Origin of the sequence: Salinirubellus salinus, from assembly GCF_025231485.1 — an archaeon.
In the GTDB taxonomy this organism is placed as follows: domain Archaea; phylum Halobacteriota; class Halobacteria; order Halobacteriales; family Haloarculaceae; genus Salinirubellus; species Salinirubellus salinus.
The window spans coordinates 1,774,560-1,789,121 of sequence record NZ_CP104003.1; the positions used below are offsets into that span (position 1 = coordinate 1,774,560).

The 14,562-nt window shown below is 70.9% G+C and carries 17 protein-coding genes; 8 read left to right on the forward strand and 9 right to left on the reverse strand.

All coding sequences use genetic code 11. The features are described from left to right. Positions 1 to 57 precede the first annotated feature (57 nt). A complete protein-coding gene (locus tag N0B31_RS09750; protein ID WP_260643672.1) occupies positions 58 to 837 on the reverse strand; it encodes a hypothetical protein in 780 nt (259 codons plus the stop codon). A gap of 177 nt (positions 838 to 1,014) precedes the next feature. Between N0B31_RS09750 and N0B31_RS09755 the strand changes: the two genes are divergently transcribed. From N0B31_RS09755 to N0B31_RS09770, 4 genes are all read left to right on the forward strand, one after another. Continuing rightward, positions 1,015 to 2,139, forward strand: a complete 1,125-nt coding sequence (locus N0B31_RS09755; protein WP_260643673.1) for a thiamine pyrophosphate-dependent enzyme — start codon at positions 1,015 to 1,017, stop codon at positions 2,137 to 2,139. Between the two features lie 93 nt (positions 2,140 to 2,232). Further along, positions 2,233 to 2,922, forward strand: coding sequence for an RAD55 family ATPase (locus N0B31_RS09760; RefSeq protein ID WP_260643674.1), 690 nt, complete (start codon positions 2,233 to 2,235; stop codon positions 2,920 to 2,922). Beyond that, positions 2,922 to 3,353 (forward strand): DUF8057 family protein, encoded by a 432-nt coding sequence (locus tag N0B31_RS09765; RefSeq protein ID WP_260643675.1) that lies wholly within the window; start codon positions 2,922 to 2,924, stop codon positions 3,351 to 3,353. Before N0B31_RS09760 ends, N0B31_RS09765 begins: the two co-directional genes overlap by 1 nt. A 63-nt stretch (positions 3,354 to 3,416) precedes the next feature. Further along, the gene (locus N0B31_RS09770; RefSeq protein ID WP_260643676.1) at positions 3,417 to 4,058 is read left to right on the forward strand and encodes an HAD family hydrolase; all 642 of its coding nucleotides are present in this window, start codon (positions 3,417 to 3,419) and stop codon (positions 4,056 to 4,058) included. Here N0B31_RS09770 and N0B31_RS09775 read toward each other — a convergent pair. Further along, complete coding sequence (locus N0B31_RS09775) at positions 4,055 to 4,225, reverse strand: hypothetical protein (RefSeq protein ID WP_260643677.1); 171 nt, start codon at positions 4,223 to 4,225, stop codon at positions 4,055 to 4,057. The two genes, N0B31_RS09770 and N0B31_RS09775, sit on opposite strands and share 4 nt — an antisense overlap. A 187-nt stretch (positions 4,226 to 4,412) precedes the next feature. Between N0B31_RS09775 and N0B31_RS09780 the strand changes: the two genes are divergently transcribed. Next, positions 4,413 to 4,766 (forward strand): helix-turn-helix domain-containing protein, encoded by a 354-nt coding sequence (locus N0B31_RS09780; protein WP_260643678.1) that lies wholly within the window; start codon positions 4,413 to 4,415, stop codon positions 4,764 to 4,766. Between the two features lies 1 nt (position 4,767). Here the strand turns inward: N0B31_RS09780 and N0B31_RS09785 are convergent, their stop codons facing one another. The 4 genes from N0B31_RS09785 to N0B31_RS09800 form a co-directional block, all read right to left on the reverse strand. Further along, complete coding sequence (locus N0B31_RS09785; protein ID WP_260643679.1) at positions 4,768 to 5,190, reverse strand: CBS domain-containing protein; 423 nt, start codon at positions 5,188 to 5,190, stop codon at positions 4,768 to 4,770. A 9-nt stretch (positions 5,191 to 5,199) separates the two neighbouring features. Continuing rightward, positions 5,200 to 5,628, reverse strand: coding sequence for a hypothetical protein (locus tag N0B31_RS09790; RefSeq protein ID WP_260643680.1), 429 nt, complete (start codon positions 5,626 to 5,628; stop codon positions 5,200 to 5,202). Positions 5,629 to 5,778: 150 nt separating this feature from the next. After that, complete coding sequence (locus N0B31_RS09795; protein WP_260643681.1) at positions 5,779 to 6,210, reverse strand: universal stress protein; 432 nt, start codon at positions 6,208 to 6,210, stop codon at positions 5,779 to 5,781. Between the two features lie 66 nt (positions 6,211 to 6,276). Continuing rightward, the gene (locus N0B31_RS09800; RefSeq protein WP_260643682.1) at positions 6,277 to 7,617 is read right to left on the reverse strand and encodes a cytochrome P450; all 1,341 of its coding nucleotides are present in this window, start codon (positions 7,615 to 7,617) and stop codon (positions 6,277 to 6,279) included. A gap of 109 nt (positions 7,618 to 7,726) precedes the next feature. On the opposite strand from N0B31_RS09800, the gene N0B31_RS09805 reads away from it, so the two are divergent. Next, positions 7,727 to 8,113 (forward strand): pyridoxamine 5'-phosphate oxidase family protein, encoded by a 387-nt coding sequence (locus N0B31_RS09805; RefSeq protein WP_260643683.1) that lies wholly within the window; start codon positions 7,727 to 7,729, stop codon positions 8,111 to 8,113. A gap of 16 nt (positions 8,114 to 8,129) precedes the next feature. On the opposite strand, the gene N0B31_RS09810 is transcribed toward N0B31_RS09805, so the two are convergent. Continuing rightward, a complete protein-coding gene (locus N0B31_RS09810) occupies positions 8,130 to 8,591 on the reverse strand; it encodes a DUF8743 domain-containing protein (protein WP_260643684.1) in 462 nt (153 codons plus the stop codon). A gap of 136 nt (positions 8,592 to 8,727) precedes the next feature. Here N0B31_RS09810 and N0B31_RS09815 point away from each other — a divergent pair, with 136 nt between their 5' ends. Then, complete coding sequence (locus tag N0B31_RS09815; protein WP_260643685.1) at positions 8,728 to 9,564, forward strand: response regulator; 837 nt, start codon at positions 8,728 to 8,730, stop codon at positions 9,562 to 9,564. A gap of 25 nt (positions 9,565 to 9,589) precedes the next feature. Here the strand turns inward: N0B31_RS09815 and N0B31_RS09820 are convergent, their stop codons facing one another. Further along, positions 9,590 to 11,101: a phosphoenolpyruvate carboxykinase (ATP) gene (locus N0B31_RS09820; RefSeq protein ID WP_260643686.1), complete on the reverse strand. Its 1,512-nt coding sequence runs from the start codon at positions 11,099 to 11,101 to the stop codon at positions 9,590 to 9,592. 179 nt (positions 11,102 to 11,280) lie between these two features. Between N0B31_RS09820 and N0B31_RS09825 the strand changes: the two genes are divergently transcribed. Further along, positions 11,281 to 12,870, forward strand: a complete 1,590-nt coding sequence (locus tag N0B31_RS09825) for a spermidine synthase (protein WP_260643687.1) — start codon at positions 11,281 to 11,283, stop codon at positions 12,868 to 12,870. Between the two features lie 9 nt (positions 12,871 to 12,879). Here the strand turns inward: N0B31_RS09825 and N0B31_RS09830 are convergent, their stop codons facing one another. Continuing rightward, positions 12,880 to 14,454, reverse strand: a complete 1,575-nt coding sequence (locus tag N0B31_RS09830) for a hypothetical protein (RefSeq protein ID WP_260643688.1) — start codon at positions 14,452 to 14,454, stop codon at positions 12,880 to 12,882. Positions 14,455 to 14,562: the final 108 nt, after the last annotated feature.

Consider the following 14,562-nt stretch of genomic DNA (forward strand, 5'->3'; position numbering starts at 1 on the left):
CGGTCGAGTCGTTGCGGGCCGGAACGTCAGCGGGGATGGGGGCGGCGTCGAGGGGCGTCAGGGACGCGGGGCCGGACCGCGTGGCCGGTCAGCGCGGTCACGTGGTGCGTCCTCTGGGATCGCACCGTACTCCTGCAGGAGGTCGAGGACCGCCGCGCGGATCTCGACGCGGAACGCGCCGTCCTCGCGCATCTCCTCGACCGTCGCGCGAACCTCGACCGCCTGTTCGTCGGTCAGGTCGAACCGGTGCTGGAGGGCCGCGACTCGGCCGTCGAGCAGGGCGTCGCGTATCTCTGCGTCGGTGTAGCCGTACGCGCGGAGCTGGTCGAGCACGGCGGTCCGCACCTCGGCGGGGTAGGCACCCTCGGCGCGGGCTTCGGTGGCCGTCGCGCGGAGTTCGGCGCGCTGTTCGTCGGTCAGGTCGAGCGCGTCGGCGAACGCGCCGAGGCCGACCCGCCACCCGTCGTGGGCCTGCCGGCGGTCACGCCGGTCCTGCAGGCGCTCGCGGTCCGCGCGCAGGTCGGCAGGGTCGACCCCGGAGGCGACGAGCTGGCCGGCGACAGCCTGTCTGACCTCGGCCCGCGAAGCGCCGTCCGCGTGCATCCGGCGCACGAGCGACTCGAGTTCGGCGACCTGCGCGTCGGTCAGGTCGTAGCGCGTCTGCAGTCGGTCGAGTATCCGGTCGAGCGCCGGCTGGTCGCCGGTGTCGTCGGTGGGTGTCGCCTCGGTCTGCGCGGCGGTGGTCTGGTCCTGTGCTGGGAGGGCGGTGGCCGCACTCGCCAGTCCCCCCGTGAGGAGGAGCGTGGCGAGCACGACAGCGATGCTGGTTCGGTTCATGCCGCAGGCCACCGGAGGCGAGTTCCGCACAAGAGCGTGTGCCGAGGTCCGGCCGGGGTCGACCCGAGGTCCGTCCAAGGTCAGGCCCAGATTCACCCGAAGTCGGGTCGCGGTGTCCAACTCCGAGCGGCGGTGCGCGGGGGTCGGATTGATACCCGAGGGCGGTGAGTGACCGGTATGACCGTCGACCCCGCGGCCGTGCTGGACCGCGAGCCGGACGACCCCGTGCAGGTGCTGGACCCGGACGGCGAGGTGGTCGCACCCGACCTCCTGCCCGCACTCTCGGAGGAGGCGTTGCTCGACATCTACCTCGACATGCGCACCACCCGCCGGTTCGACGAGCGGATGGTGAGCCTCCAGCGGCAGGGCCGCATCGGCACCTACTCGCCCGCCGCGGGACAGGAAGCCTCGCAGGTGGCGACCACGCACGCCCTCCGCGAGGACGACCCCGTCAGTTACCAGTACCGCGAGCACGGCGCCGTCGTCTCGCGTGGCTTCCCCGACGAGTACGTCCTCTACTGGGCGGGCTACGAGGCCGGGAACGCGGCGCTCTGGGACAGCCACGTCTTCCCGTTGAACATCTCCATCGCCGGGCACATCCCGCACGCGACGGGGCTGGCGTGGGCCGCCGACCTGAAGGGTGACGACGCAGTCGTCGCCTGTCACTTCGGCGATGGCGCCACCTCGGAGGGTGACTTCCACGAGGGGCTCAACTTCGCCGGCGTCTTCGACACGCCGTCCGTGTTCGTCTGTCATAACAACGGCTGGGCCATCTCCATCCCGCGCGAGGACCAGACCCGGAGTGCGACCATCGCGCAGAAGGCCACCGCCTACGGCTTCGACGGGATACAGGTCGACGGGATGGACCCGCTGGCGTGCTACGTGGCGATGGACGCGGCGGCCCGGAACGCCCGCGGCGAGACCGACGACGAACGCCCCCGACCGGTCCTCCTCGAGACGCTGGAGTACCGCTACGGCGCCCACACCACCGCGGACGACCCGGACGCCTACCGCGACGACGACGAAGTCGAGCAGTGGCGCGAGAAGGACCCCATCGACCGCCTCGAGGCGTACCTGCGCGACCGTGGCCTGCTGGACGACGAGCGCGTCGAGGCGCTGGGCGAGACGGCCGAGACGCGCGTGGCCGACGCCGTCGACGCGCTCGCGGACGTCACCGCCGACCCGGACGAGATGTTCGCCGACGCCTACGCCGAGTTGCCCCCGCGGATGCGCGACCAGCGCGAGTACCTGCGTGCGCTCCGCGAGCGCCACGGCGACGGCGTGCTCCTGCGAGAGGAGTAGGCACACGGCCTCGACCCCCGCGCCGTGGGCGACTGTTTTCAGCCCTGAGAATCGGCGGGGAACGTTGATGTGTGTCCTCCCGAGCCAAGCAGTATGCGCGTACCAACCGGGGTCGCAGGGTTCGACGAGATCGTCGAGGGAGGACTCCCTTCGGGACGACTGACGGTCGTCAGCGGGCCGCCGGGCAGCGGGAAGACGACGTTCACCGCACAGTTCGTAGCCGAGGGACTCCGGCGCAACGAGCCGTCGATGTACGTCACGATGCACGAGACACAGCGCCAGCTGGTCGAGGACATGTCCCGGTACTCCTTCGGCTTCGAGACGCTGGCCCGGTCCGAGCAGTTCCACTTCGCCCACCTCGCGGACAGTTCGGGGGCGCTGAACGGGAACGGCGCGACCAAACCCTCGGTGAGCACGCTGACGAACAAGCTCGTCGCGCTGGCGAACTCGCGTGACGTGGAGCGACTCGTCGTCGACTCCACGATGCTCCTGCGTCACATGTTCGGCACCGACGAGGGCGTCACCCGGTTCGTCAACGCCCTCCGGTCGGTCGACGCGACCACCCTCCTCGTGAGCGAGATGACCGACCCCACCGCCTACGCCGACGAGCACTACCTCGCCCACGGCGTCGTCTTCTTCCACAACTACCTCGAGGGCGACGGGATGCACCGCGGCGTGCAGGTGCTCAAGATGCGCGGGACGGCCATCGACGCCGACATCCGGCCCATCGAGTTCACCGACGCCGGCCTCTCGGTGGACGGTGAACGCACGGCCGTGGCGTGATGTACCGCGACCGGTTCGGGACGAACTGGGAGCGCCTCTCGGTCGACGAGGCCATCCGCCGGGCGTTCGCACTCGGGGCCGCGAGCGAACTCGGCGAGGGCGTCGACGGCGAACGCGAGCGACTACAGGGCGTGGCCGAGACGCCCGCCGACCGCCGGATGCTCGACCTCGCGTTCGACGAGGGGCGGGCCCGCGCCCGCGGCCGACGTGGCGCCGACGAGTCAACGTGGGCGGCCGTCGTCTCCGGCGACCACGAGTTCGCCACGGCGCTCGACCCGCCACGCCACGAGCGTGGGGCGCGCGTCCCGCGGGGCGTCCCGGAGGCCGTCGGCAAGTTCCCCCTGCTCGACGAACCCGGCGACGGCCTCGAGAAGCACCGCCTCCCGGGACTGCTCGGGCGGCGCTCGAAGCGGGACGGCGACGAGGACTGAGCCGACTCGAACGAATCACACGCGACCGACGGAGCGAAGTCCCTCGCGTGTCGACGGCCGGGTATGTACGACGGCGTCATCTTCGACAACGACGGCGTCCTGGTCCCCGCCTGTGCGTTCTCGGTGTTCCGCGAGGCGGCCCACCGGACGTTCGACTCCTTCGGCGTCGACCCCGCGGCCGAGGAGGTACGGGACGTTGCGGCCGTGGCCGACCCCGACCGCGTCCGCGAGATCTGTGCCACCCACGGACTGGACCCCGACACCTTCTGGGCGCGGCGCGACCGGAACAACCACCTCGCCCAGCGACGCGAGGTGGCCGCGGGCCGGAAGGTGCCCTACGAGGACACCGGGGTGGCGCTCTCGCTCGACGTGCCGACCGGTATCGTCTCCTCGAACCAGCACGAGACCATCGAGTTCCTCGTCGACCGGTTCGGCTGGGAGTTCGGGACCTACTACGGCCGCGAGCACACACTGGCCGGCGTCGAGCGCAAGAAGCCGAACACGCACTACGTCGACCGCGCGATGGACGACCTCGCCGTGTCGAACCCACTGTTCGTCGGCGACTCCGAGTCAGACGTGCGCGTCGCCGAGAACGCCGGCCTCGACTCCGTCTTCCTCCGGCGCGAGCACCGGGCGGGCTACGACCTCTCGGTCGACCCCACGTACGAACTCGGCGCGCTGGCCGACCTCCCGTCGCTCCTCTAGAGCGCGAGGCCCACCAGTCCGAGCGTGACCGAGAGCGCGAGCAAGGTCAACAGCGCGCCGCCGAGCTGTCCCACCAGTGCACCGCCCGTGGCCGAGGCCGCCGCCACTCCCGTCGTCCCATCTGCCGCCACACCTGCCACCGGGTCCGGGGCGGTGTCGAACGGCATCGTGACCCACACCGACCATTTATTTCAACCTTCTTCAGACGCATAATTATCAGAGCGGCTCGTCTCGGGCCGACGGAAGGTTCGAGTCGGGCTGTCACTCGGGCGGCGATATCGGCGGCGCTCCCCCCGGACGAGGGTGGCGACGAGAGCCGAGGGTTCATGACGGGGCCGTCCTACTCGCCACCATATGGAGACGCTCGAGACGGCGACGCCGTTCCAGCGCTACGTGGTGCTGGCCGTGTTCGCCCACGAGGAACGCGAGGAGACGCCGGCCCAGACGTTCGACGTACGGGACTTCTGCGTCGAGCACCTGTCGTCACTCGAGGGGAACCCCTTCGAGGGCGGCGTCTCTCGGGAGTCGATCATCCGGGCGCTCTCGTCGCTCGAGGAGGAGGGGGTGCTCGAGAGCGAGGTCGTCGACGCCTCCCCCGTCGGCAAGGGACGCCCCGCCTACCGCCTCGCGGTCGACACCGAGACGGTCGAGGAGTCGCTGCTCGACGACGACCTGTTCGCGCCGCTGGTCCGGTCGCTGAGCGACTGACTCAGCGCTCCCACTCGCGGCGCCGGTCCATCGACCGCACCAGTTCGCGGTGGATGTCCCCCTGCGCGGCCGCGAGGTCGCTGACGCTCACGATGCCGTGTACCGCCAGCCCGTCACGGACCAGCAGGCGCTTGACCCCGTGACGCCTGAACGCTTCGGCGAGTCGCTCGACGGACGTATCCGGCCCCACCGGCTCGACGGGCGAGGACATCGCCGCGCGGACCGGAACACGCTCCAGCGGCGCGCCCGCCTCGAGCGCCGCCCGGACGGTGTCCGTCGTCGTCACGATGCCGACCGGCGTGCCGTCGTCGGTGACGACGACGCTCCCCACGCCCGCCCGGAGCATCGCCTGCGCGGCGTCGGCGAGGCTGGCGCCCACCCCGACGGTCACGAGGTCGGCCGTGAGCAGGTCGGCGACGCGCATCGGCGGCGGTCAGCGACCGAACAACGACCGGACGGTCCCGAGTACGCGTCCGACGAGGGTCCCGCGGCCGTCGTCGCCCCGTCGACGCACGGTGCGCCGCTGGCCGGCCGGCGGCGCCTCGGGCGCCGACTCGGCCGCCGGGGCCGCCGGCTCCGAAGCCGTCTCGGCGTCCGCCTCCACCTCCGCTTCGGCCTCGCCTGCCGCCGCCGGGTCGGCTTCCGCTTCGGCTTCCACCGTCGCGTTCGGCCCCGCAGTCGCACAGTACGGGCAGTCCTCGCCGTAGTGTGGCAGGCCACAGTCGGCACACGTCACCCGTTCGCGGCCCGGCGCGGCCCGCGCGTCCGACAGACCGGGCGCACCACAGTACGGGCAGGACTCGTTCGTGTCGCTGTAGAAGGGGAGCGCACACCCAGTACAGGCCGTCCTCGCTCGACTCATGCACCGTGGTACCACGACACGAGCATAAGTGTTCGTTCGCCCGGAGCGTCGAGAGCCCCACTCGTCGGCCGTCGCCGGTCGGGTCGGGTCGGGTCGGCGGCGTCGGCCGCCCGGGTGGGACTCCAGCGACGGCGACGGGGACTCGCCCGTCTACTCCTCGTCTGCGAGGCCGACGGTGAGGACCGGCGCGTCGGAGCGAGCGATGACCTTCTGCGAGACGCTGCCGACCATCGACTCCCGGTAGTTCCGGCGGCGCGTCCCCATCACCACGAGGTCGACGTCGTTCGCCTCGGCGTACGCGAGTATCTCGTCTGCCGGGTCACCGCGCGCGGTGGCCGTCACCGTCTCGACGTCCGCCGCCGCGAACCGGTCGGTGGCCGACGTGGTGGCCGACGCCCCCTCGCTCTCCAGTTCCGCGAGGACGTCGTCGCGCATCCGCTCGTCGAGCGTGAGGAAGGCCCGGTCGTCCACGACGTAGAGGAGGTGGACCGTCGCCCCGCGCTGGGACGCGATGTCGAGTGCGTGGTCGTAGACGCGGTCCATCGACTCCCCGTCCGTCGGGACGAGTATCCGGTCGTACATACGCGAGTGTGGGTCGCTCCCGGACAAGAGTCGGTCGGTTCCGGCGCGTCTGCCCGCGGCCGTCGCCTACTCCGCCCGCGAGATGGTCGCGTCGACCCCGTCGCCCGGTCGGAGCGTCGGCGTCACCAGCAGGTCGCTGAGCGCGTCGCGGGGGACGTCTACGTCGAAATCCTTCGTCAGCGTCGCCAGCGCCACCCGCGCGCCGTTGATGGCGAACCCGCGCCCGATGCAGGCGTGCGGGCCACTGGCGAACGCGAAGTACGGCCCCTTGTCGCCCGGACCGCGGTCGTCCCAGCGCGACGGGTCGAACTGCGCCGGGTTCTCGAAGAACCGCTCGTCGCGGTGGACGGACCACTGCGGCAGGAACACGATGGAGCCGTCGTCCACGGCGTACCCACCGAGTGTCTGGTCGCCATCGGCGCGCCGGATGACCGCCCACGCGGGCGGGTAGAGGCGGAGCGCCTCGGTGAACACCTGTCCGGTGTAGGTGAGTTTCTGCGCGTGCTCGTGGCCCGGGTCGTCGTCGCCGATGACCTCGCGGGCCTCGGCGCGCACCTTCTCGCGCACCTCGGGGTGCCACGACATGAGCGCCTGCGTGTAGGTGGTGCTGAGCGCCGTCGTCTCGTGGCCGGCGATGAGGAAGGTGACCACCTGATCACGCAGGTGGTTCTCGGGCCAGTCGGCGTGTTGCTCCGCGAGCATGAGGAAGTCGAGCATGTCGCTGGGGTTCTCCGGGTCGTGGTCGGCGCGCTTGGTCTCCAGTATCTCCTCGCCCATCGTCTTCAGCCCCTCGCCCACCGTCTGCGCCCGGTCCGAGAGCGGAAGCGGGAGCCACTCGGGCGTGATGGCGGTCGCCGATATCTCGAACTCCGCGCCAGCCTGTCGCATGAGGCGGTGCATCCGGGCGGCCCCCTCGGCGCCGATGTCCGTCCCGAACAGCGCCTCGGTGGCGGCCCGGACGGTGACGGTGGTCATGTCCCGGTGGAGGTCACGGTCCGTGTCGCCCGACTCGACGGCGTCGGCCCACTCCCCGCGGAGTCGGGCGGTCTGCTCGCCGACGCGGTCGACGTACGTCCGCAGAGGGTCGCTCCCGAACCCGGGGGCGATGGTCTCGCGCTGTCGCTGCCAGAGGTCGCCCTCGGTCTGGACGAGGCCGTTCTCCGCGATGAGCGCCGCGGCGCCGCTGGCCGGCACGCGCGAGAAGTCGTCGATGCGGTCCATCGCCTCGTGACAGAGGTCCGGGTTCGTGACGACGACGATGGAGGGGCCACCCGGTACCGACACCTCGGCGGCGTCGGGGTACCGGGACTGGATGCCTTCGAGGAACCGGAGAGGGGTCCGCGTGAACCGCAGCGCGTTGACGATGCCCGCCTCGGGCGGGTTGGGGAGCCGCTGGCCCTGACTCATGTCACGTGTTACGGGTCCGCAGGCTTTCGGTTTTCGGACGGCGACGCCCTCGCCGGTTTCGCGGGCGCGTCGCCGCCGTGCTCAAGCCCACGGCGGCCCTCCACCCGGTATGGGCGTCTCCGACGAGATCGAGCGACTCCTCACCAGCGAACCGCTGCTGGCCCACCTCGCCACCTGTCGCGACGGGCGGCCACACGTCGCCCCGCTCTGGTACACCTACGACGACGGCGTCGTCGAGGTGGTGACCACGGGCCGGAAACTGGCGAACCTCCGCGAGAACCCCTACGTCTCGCTCTCGGTGGAGCAGAGCACGGCCGGGGACCCGGCGTGGACGGTCACCCTGCGCGGCCGGGCCACCGTCGTCGAGGACGAGGCGCAGTTCCGCGAGGCCAACCGCCGCATCAACCGGAAGTACGGCGCCGGCGACGAGGCCTGGGAGGGCAACACCCTCGTCCGCATCGAGGTGGGATCGGCGAGTCACCGGGTCTACGACTGACCCGAGCGCCGACCGCTCAGCCCCCGGTCGAGCGCTCGGCCAGTTCCGACACCGTCCCCGCCGCACGCAGGTCGCCGACGGTACAGTACCACGCCCCACGCACCCCGTTGCGGTCGTTCTCCACCGGCGCGTCCAGCGGCACGAGGTCGCCGAGTTCGAACACGAGGACCGTCCGCTCGTCGCTGAACGGGTCTATCAGGGCCTCCCAGTCGGCTTCGTCCATCGGACCGGCCTCCCCCCGTCGCTGCTCGGTCCGGTCGGTCACGCGGGCGTAGTGCGTGACGGCGGAGACGGGCGCAGTCCGGTAGAACGCTAGGTACTCGAACCGCGTGCGGGTCCGGTCGTACGAGCGGGGTGCGGGGTAGAACCCCGCGCGACAGCGCTCGAACGTCGCCGGCTGGGTGGCGACGACACAGACCCGCGCGTCGGGGGGCGCGTCGTCGTCGGGTGCGTCGCTCGCGTATCGGTCGAGGTCCACACCAGCCCTAGTGGCGGCGTCGACAAGAACCGCTGCCCAGCGGCGTGGGTTGCCTCGAGCGCACCACCGGTGCGCGCCCTCGGCGATGAGCGCACGCCAAGTGAACAGTCACGCGTTCGGGAGTGTCACGATAGCCATGGACCCCACCATCCACCCCACGACCGTGTTGTTCGTCGACGACGAGGCGGGTATCCGTGACATCGCGACCCGCACGCTCGGCGAGTCGCACCCGCACCTCGACCTGACGACCCTGGCGTCGCCGGAGGCGGCGTTCGAGCACATGGAGCACGGCGACGTCGACTGCGTCGTCACCGACTACGCGATGCCGGAGATGGACGGTCTGGACTTCCTGGAGGCCATCCGCCGGACCGACCCGGACCTCCCCGTCGTCTTCTTCACGGGCCGGGGGGACGAGGTGGTCGCCAGTGAGGCGATCACCGCCGGCGTCACGGACTACATCCTGAAGGAACCGGGGACGAGGGCGTTCGAGATGGTGGGGGCGCGGGTGGACAACCTCGTCCGGGTCCGACGGGCCGAGCGCCGGGCACGGGAGACCGACCGGCGTGTCCGGGAACTGCTCGACCGGATCTCCGACGCCGTCCTCTCGCTCGACGAGGACGGTCGCGTCACCTACCTCAACGAGGGCGCCGAGCGGCTCTTCGGGTCGTTCGACGACCTCGAGGGGGCCGACCTCCCGTCACTCCTCGACGGGGGGTTCGAGCGACTCGTCGAGGAGGCCCGGACCAGCGGCCTGAGTCGCTCGCAGGAGTTCGAACTCGACGAGGGCGACCGCTCGGTGGCCGTGACCGCCTATCCGAGCGACGACGGGATGTCGGTGTTCGTCCAGGACCTGACGCCGCTGCAGTCACGGGAGGCAGAGATAGAGCGACTCCGCGTGCGACTGGGCGACTCGGAGTCGAAGTTCCGGACGCTCAAGACGAAGCTCTCGCGCCCGGTGCCGCCGAACCGCTGAGCGGGGCGACGCGCCGAGGGGCCGCTCAGTAGACGGCGTCGACCACGTCGTCCGCGAGGTCATCGAACGCCTCGAGGTAGGCCGTCCGCTCGGCGTGCAGGTCGGCCAGTCGCTCCTCGTAGTCCTCGACGTTGTCGGCGACGCCGAACGCCCCGATGTCGATGCCCGGCACCTCGCTGGGGACGGTCAGCCCCGTCGCCGCGTCCGCCTCCCACGAGACGGTACCGCGGGCGAGTTCGCGCAGGATGGTGACCGACTCCTCGACGCCGATGTCGCGGGCGCCGACGGTGCCGGTGTTGAGCAGGAAACAGTCCACGTCCAGCGACTCGATGAGGTCGCGGAAGCGGTTGCCCTCCTCGCCCTCGCTCCCGACGATGAAGGGGTTGGTGCCGACGACCCGGATGGACTCGCCGGCCGCGGACGGGTCGCCCGCCGAGGTCTGGATGGACTCGCCGAGCATGAACGCCGCCGCCGCCTCGGCCGAGGAGAGTTTCGTGACCGGCGGCATCGCCGGGTTCCGCGTGATGAAGAACACCTGGTCGACCCGGTCGAGGTCGATGTCCTCGCCGGCCGAGTCGAGACACTCGCGGAGGATGACCGCGCGCCCGTTCGTGGTGTGCCGGTCGGAGTCGAAGTCGACGGCGCCGTCGGCGGCCACGTCCACGTTCTCCAGCACCGCCGTCTCGTGCGTGACGGCGTCGTACATCGAGGGCTGTTCCTCGCGGTCGAGGCCGATGGTCTTGACGTAGAGGCCGTTGCCCTCGCTGCCGGCGACGGTGCCGTCGGGCAGGAGCGCACACACGTCGTCCTGCAGCATCGTCGCGCTCTCCTCGCCCTCCAGCCACAGCCCGTGGGCGGTGAGCGTGGACTTGCCCGTCGCCGAGAGACCGAGGAACAGCTGGCCCACGTCACGGGTGTCGCCGTCGTCGGCCAGCGTCACGCGCTTGCTGCCGGCGTGCAGACCGAGGCCGCCGGCGGCCTTCGTCCGCTGCATGAACAGTCGGAGGAACGACTTCTTCGCCTCGCCGGTGTAGTCGCTGCCGAGGACGGCCGTGATGCCGGGCTCGACGAGCGTGCGGATGGCGATCTCGTCGTGGTCGGGGAGCTGGACGGTGACGAAGTCCGGTTCGCCCGGCCCGTCGCAGGGCTCGAACAGTCGCGTGAGCGAGAGCGCGATGCGGGCCTGCTCGGCCGGGACGTAGTACCGACAGCGGTAGGTGTGGTCCGCGTGGCGGCCCATCTGTCGGTCGACACAGACGAACTCGCGGTCCGGGTCGCGCACGGCGTCGAGCGCCGTGTCGACGTGCGCGTAGTCCTCGCGTCCGAACGACCAGTCGACGTCGTTGCGGGTGCGGTCTGCCTGTCGGGACTGCTGTTCGCTGACGTACGACGGCGACCCGAACTCCGTGGTCGTCTCGAGGTGCGCCGAGAGTTCACGGAGCTCCTCGGCCGGCGGGTCGTATCGCACGTTCTCGGCCTCCACCGGGTCGGGGAGGCTGGTGTCCAGCGAGTGGGCTGTCGGCCCGGTGTCAGACATCTTGTGAAGTGGCTGGTGACGGACCGGATAAAGCCTTCCCACTTCGGCCTGCCGAGGGTGCAAAAGTTGCCGTACGGGGGCGCTAACGCGTCTCACGCGGTGGGAGACCGTCACCGCGAGCACCCCCGAGACCCGCCGCAGTCCCACAGTTCATACGCCCGTGGCCCGACGAGGCGGGTATGCGCAGTCCCCTCCCCGACCCGGACACCCTCCCGCTCTCCCGGCCCGAGGTGGCGGTGTTCGTCTCCGGCGTGACGAGCATGGGGCTGGAGATACTCGCCGGACGGATGATCGCCCCGCAGTTCGGCTCCAGCATCTACACGTGGGGGAGCATCATCGGCGTGTTCCTCGCGGCGCTCTCGTACGGCTACTGGCGCGGCGGCAAGAAGGCGACGCTCGCGACCGACGCCCGGATGGCCCGTGTGTTCCTGCTGACGGCCGTCTACGTCGCGCTCCTCCTGTTCGCCGGCGACCTGCTCCTCCGCTCGATGTCGGGGGTCCCGCTGCCGAGTCGGTTCGCCTCGCTCCCCGCCATCACGCTCCTGTTCGGGCCGCCGACGTACCTGCTCGGGTACATCAGCCCCTACGCCGCCGAACTCTCGACGAAGACGGGGCTGGGCGAGGCGTCCGGGCACGTCTACGCGCTCGGGACCGTCGGCTCCATCGTCGGCGCGTTCGGCACCACGTTCTTCCTCGTGCCCGAACTCGGTATCGACGGTATCGCACTCGTCTTCGGCCTGCTCTCGGTGGCGACGGCGCTCTGGGTCGGCTACGAGGAGTTCGGCCGGCGACAGGTGGCCGCCGTCGGCGTCGTGGCCCTCCTCCTCCTCGTCGCCGTCGCCGGCCCCGCCCTCGGCGTCACCGTCGAGGGGCGCACCGTCTACGAGACCCAGACCCCCTACCAGCAGTTGCGGGTGAGCGACCTCGGTGACACGCGCACGCTCTACCTCGACGGCCAGCGACACTCCGCGATGGACCTCGACGACCCGTACCGACACGTCTTCGACTACACGCGCTACTTCCACCTCCCCTTCCTCGTCGCCGACGACCCGGACGACATCGAGCGGGTGCTGTTCGTCGGCGGCGGTGGGTTCTCCGGTCCGAAGCGGTTCGTCCACGAGTACCCGAACGTCACCGTCGACGTGGTCGAGATCGACCCCGAGGTGATCCGGGTGGCCGAGGAGTACTTCGCCGTCGAGGAGTCAGAACGTCTCAACATCTACCGAGCAGACGGCCGCGAGTTCCTCCGGGAGACCGACACGGAGTACGACCTCGTCGTACTGGACGCCTACCGGAAGGACAAGGTCCCGTTCGAGATGACGACGGTGGAGTTCATGCAGCTCGCGAGCGACCGGCTCGACGAGGACGGCATCCTCTTCGCCAACCTCATCTCCTCGCCGGACGGCGCCGCCTCGGACTTCTACCGCGCCGAGTACAAGACGATGCACCGGGTGTTCCCGACGGTCTACACGTTCCCGACGGTGGACGCGAACGTCGTCCAGAACGTGGAGGTGGTTGCGACGAAAGACCGGACCCGCCTCACCGAGCAGCAGTTGCTCGACCGGAACGCCGCCCGCGACGTCGGTATCGACCTCGAACGCGAGGTGCGCTACTACCGTGAGCCGCCGCGGACCGAGGACGTGCCGGTGTTGCGCGACGACCGGGCGCCCGTGGACTCGCTGCTCGACCCGATGGTCGGCCAGCGCTACGTGGTGAGCGAGGCGAACGAGACGGAGACGCCGGCCGCGGTGCGGCCCGTGGCCGACTGAGGGGTTCGGCTACCGACTCGAGATGGTGTTCACCGCCGGCACGAGGTTCGTCTCCCGTTTCGCCGCCGTCGAGAGCGAGTCGGCGTCGACCAGGTGGACCAGCGGACAGTCCATCGGGACGACCAGACAGCGGACGGCCACCTCGTCGTCTGCGGGTGGGCCGTCCCGGGCGACCACGACGGGTTCGCCCGCCGGTTTCCGACCGGAGACGTCCGCCACCGCCAGTTCGACGAGTCGGTCCAGCCCCTCACCGCGACGGAGGCCCGGCGGGAGGAACGCCAGCGCCGACTCGTCGAGCACCCCGTCGAACACCAGCGAGCCGTGCCGACTCCGCTCGCGCGACAGCCCCCGACCGATGCGCTCGTGGGTCACCGACCGGTCGCTCGGGGGGACGGCGACCACCTCGTTGGGCGCCTCCGAGACCAGCACCGTACACGAGTCACGCCAGAGCGCGCCCTCGTCGATGGTCCAGCCGCCGGCGTAGAGGTACTCTCCCTCGTGGCGGACCCGGCCGAGGTAGAGGGTCGCGGGCATCGGGCACGGAGCCCCCGGCGGCGTCGCCAACACCGGCCCGACGACCGGTGGGGTCACCCCGACCCCGTCGACCACGGTCGCCTCACCCCACCCGTCCAGGGAACCGCGGGCGAAGCCGTCGCGGTCGGAGAGGGTGTACCACCCCGGGCGAGTCGACCCACCGTCGCCACCCGACCCGCCGCTGACGCCGGTGAAGAGTTCCGGCACGCCGATTATCGTCGCGTTGTTGGCGTTCCCGTTCTCACCGTACCCGAGGGCGCGCATCTGTGCCGCCGGGTCGTAGCGGTCGGCCCCCGATTCGTCCGTGAGCGTGGCCGAGAGCCCCGGCCCCCGACGCCACGCGAAGCGCCGTCCAGCCGAGTCGGTCGCCTCGGTCGCGGTGTCGCCGGTCAGGTAGGCCACGACCCGCCGCGGCGTGATGTCGCCGACGAGCGCCCCGCCACCGCCCGGGACGCGGGCGTCGGGCAGGGCGAGGACGAACCGCTCACCGACGAGCGGGTCGCCTTCGAGGTACTCGTACAGCGCGTCGAGGTCGTCACCGTCCACCTCGTCGGGAGCCCAGAGCGGTTGCGTGCGGTTCGACCGCGAGGAGTTGTGGTTCTGCGCGGGGGCCGCGTCCTCCTCGCTCCCGTCACCCAGCCCGTCACCGTCGGCGTCTGTGTCGGACGCCCGCGACCGCGGTTTGTTCGAGCGCGTGGAGTTGTAGTCCTGCACCTGCAGGGTGCTGGTCGTCACCCACCCCTCGAGTTCGACGGTCCCGCCGACACCCGCCACCTCGCCCGCGACGGTGACGGGGACGTGCGTGACGGTGGGCGGCGAGGAGCGGTGGATCCACCCGCTCGTCCCGGCGTCGGTGTCGTCACGCGCCCGCTCCGACACCGTCCCGTCGCCGGTGTAGGACGCCGCCGGTGACGCCCTGAGGTCCGTCGTCGCACCCAAGACGCTGGTGAGACAGCCGCTCGCGCCGGTGAGGCCGAGGAGGCCCACGCCCGCGAGGAATCGACGCCTGTTCGTTCGTTGCCGTCCGGTTGCCGTGTCTCTCGTATTCATCTCGATTATTCCCGAACGGACGTGTACGTCTATCCGGTGTGTTAGCTCCCCTCTCGACCACGAGGAGATAACCTTTCCGTGGGCTGGAATCTAGTCCACGGCGCCAGC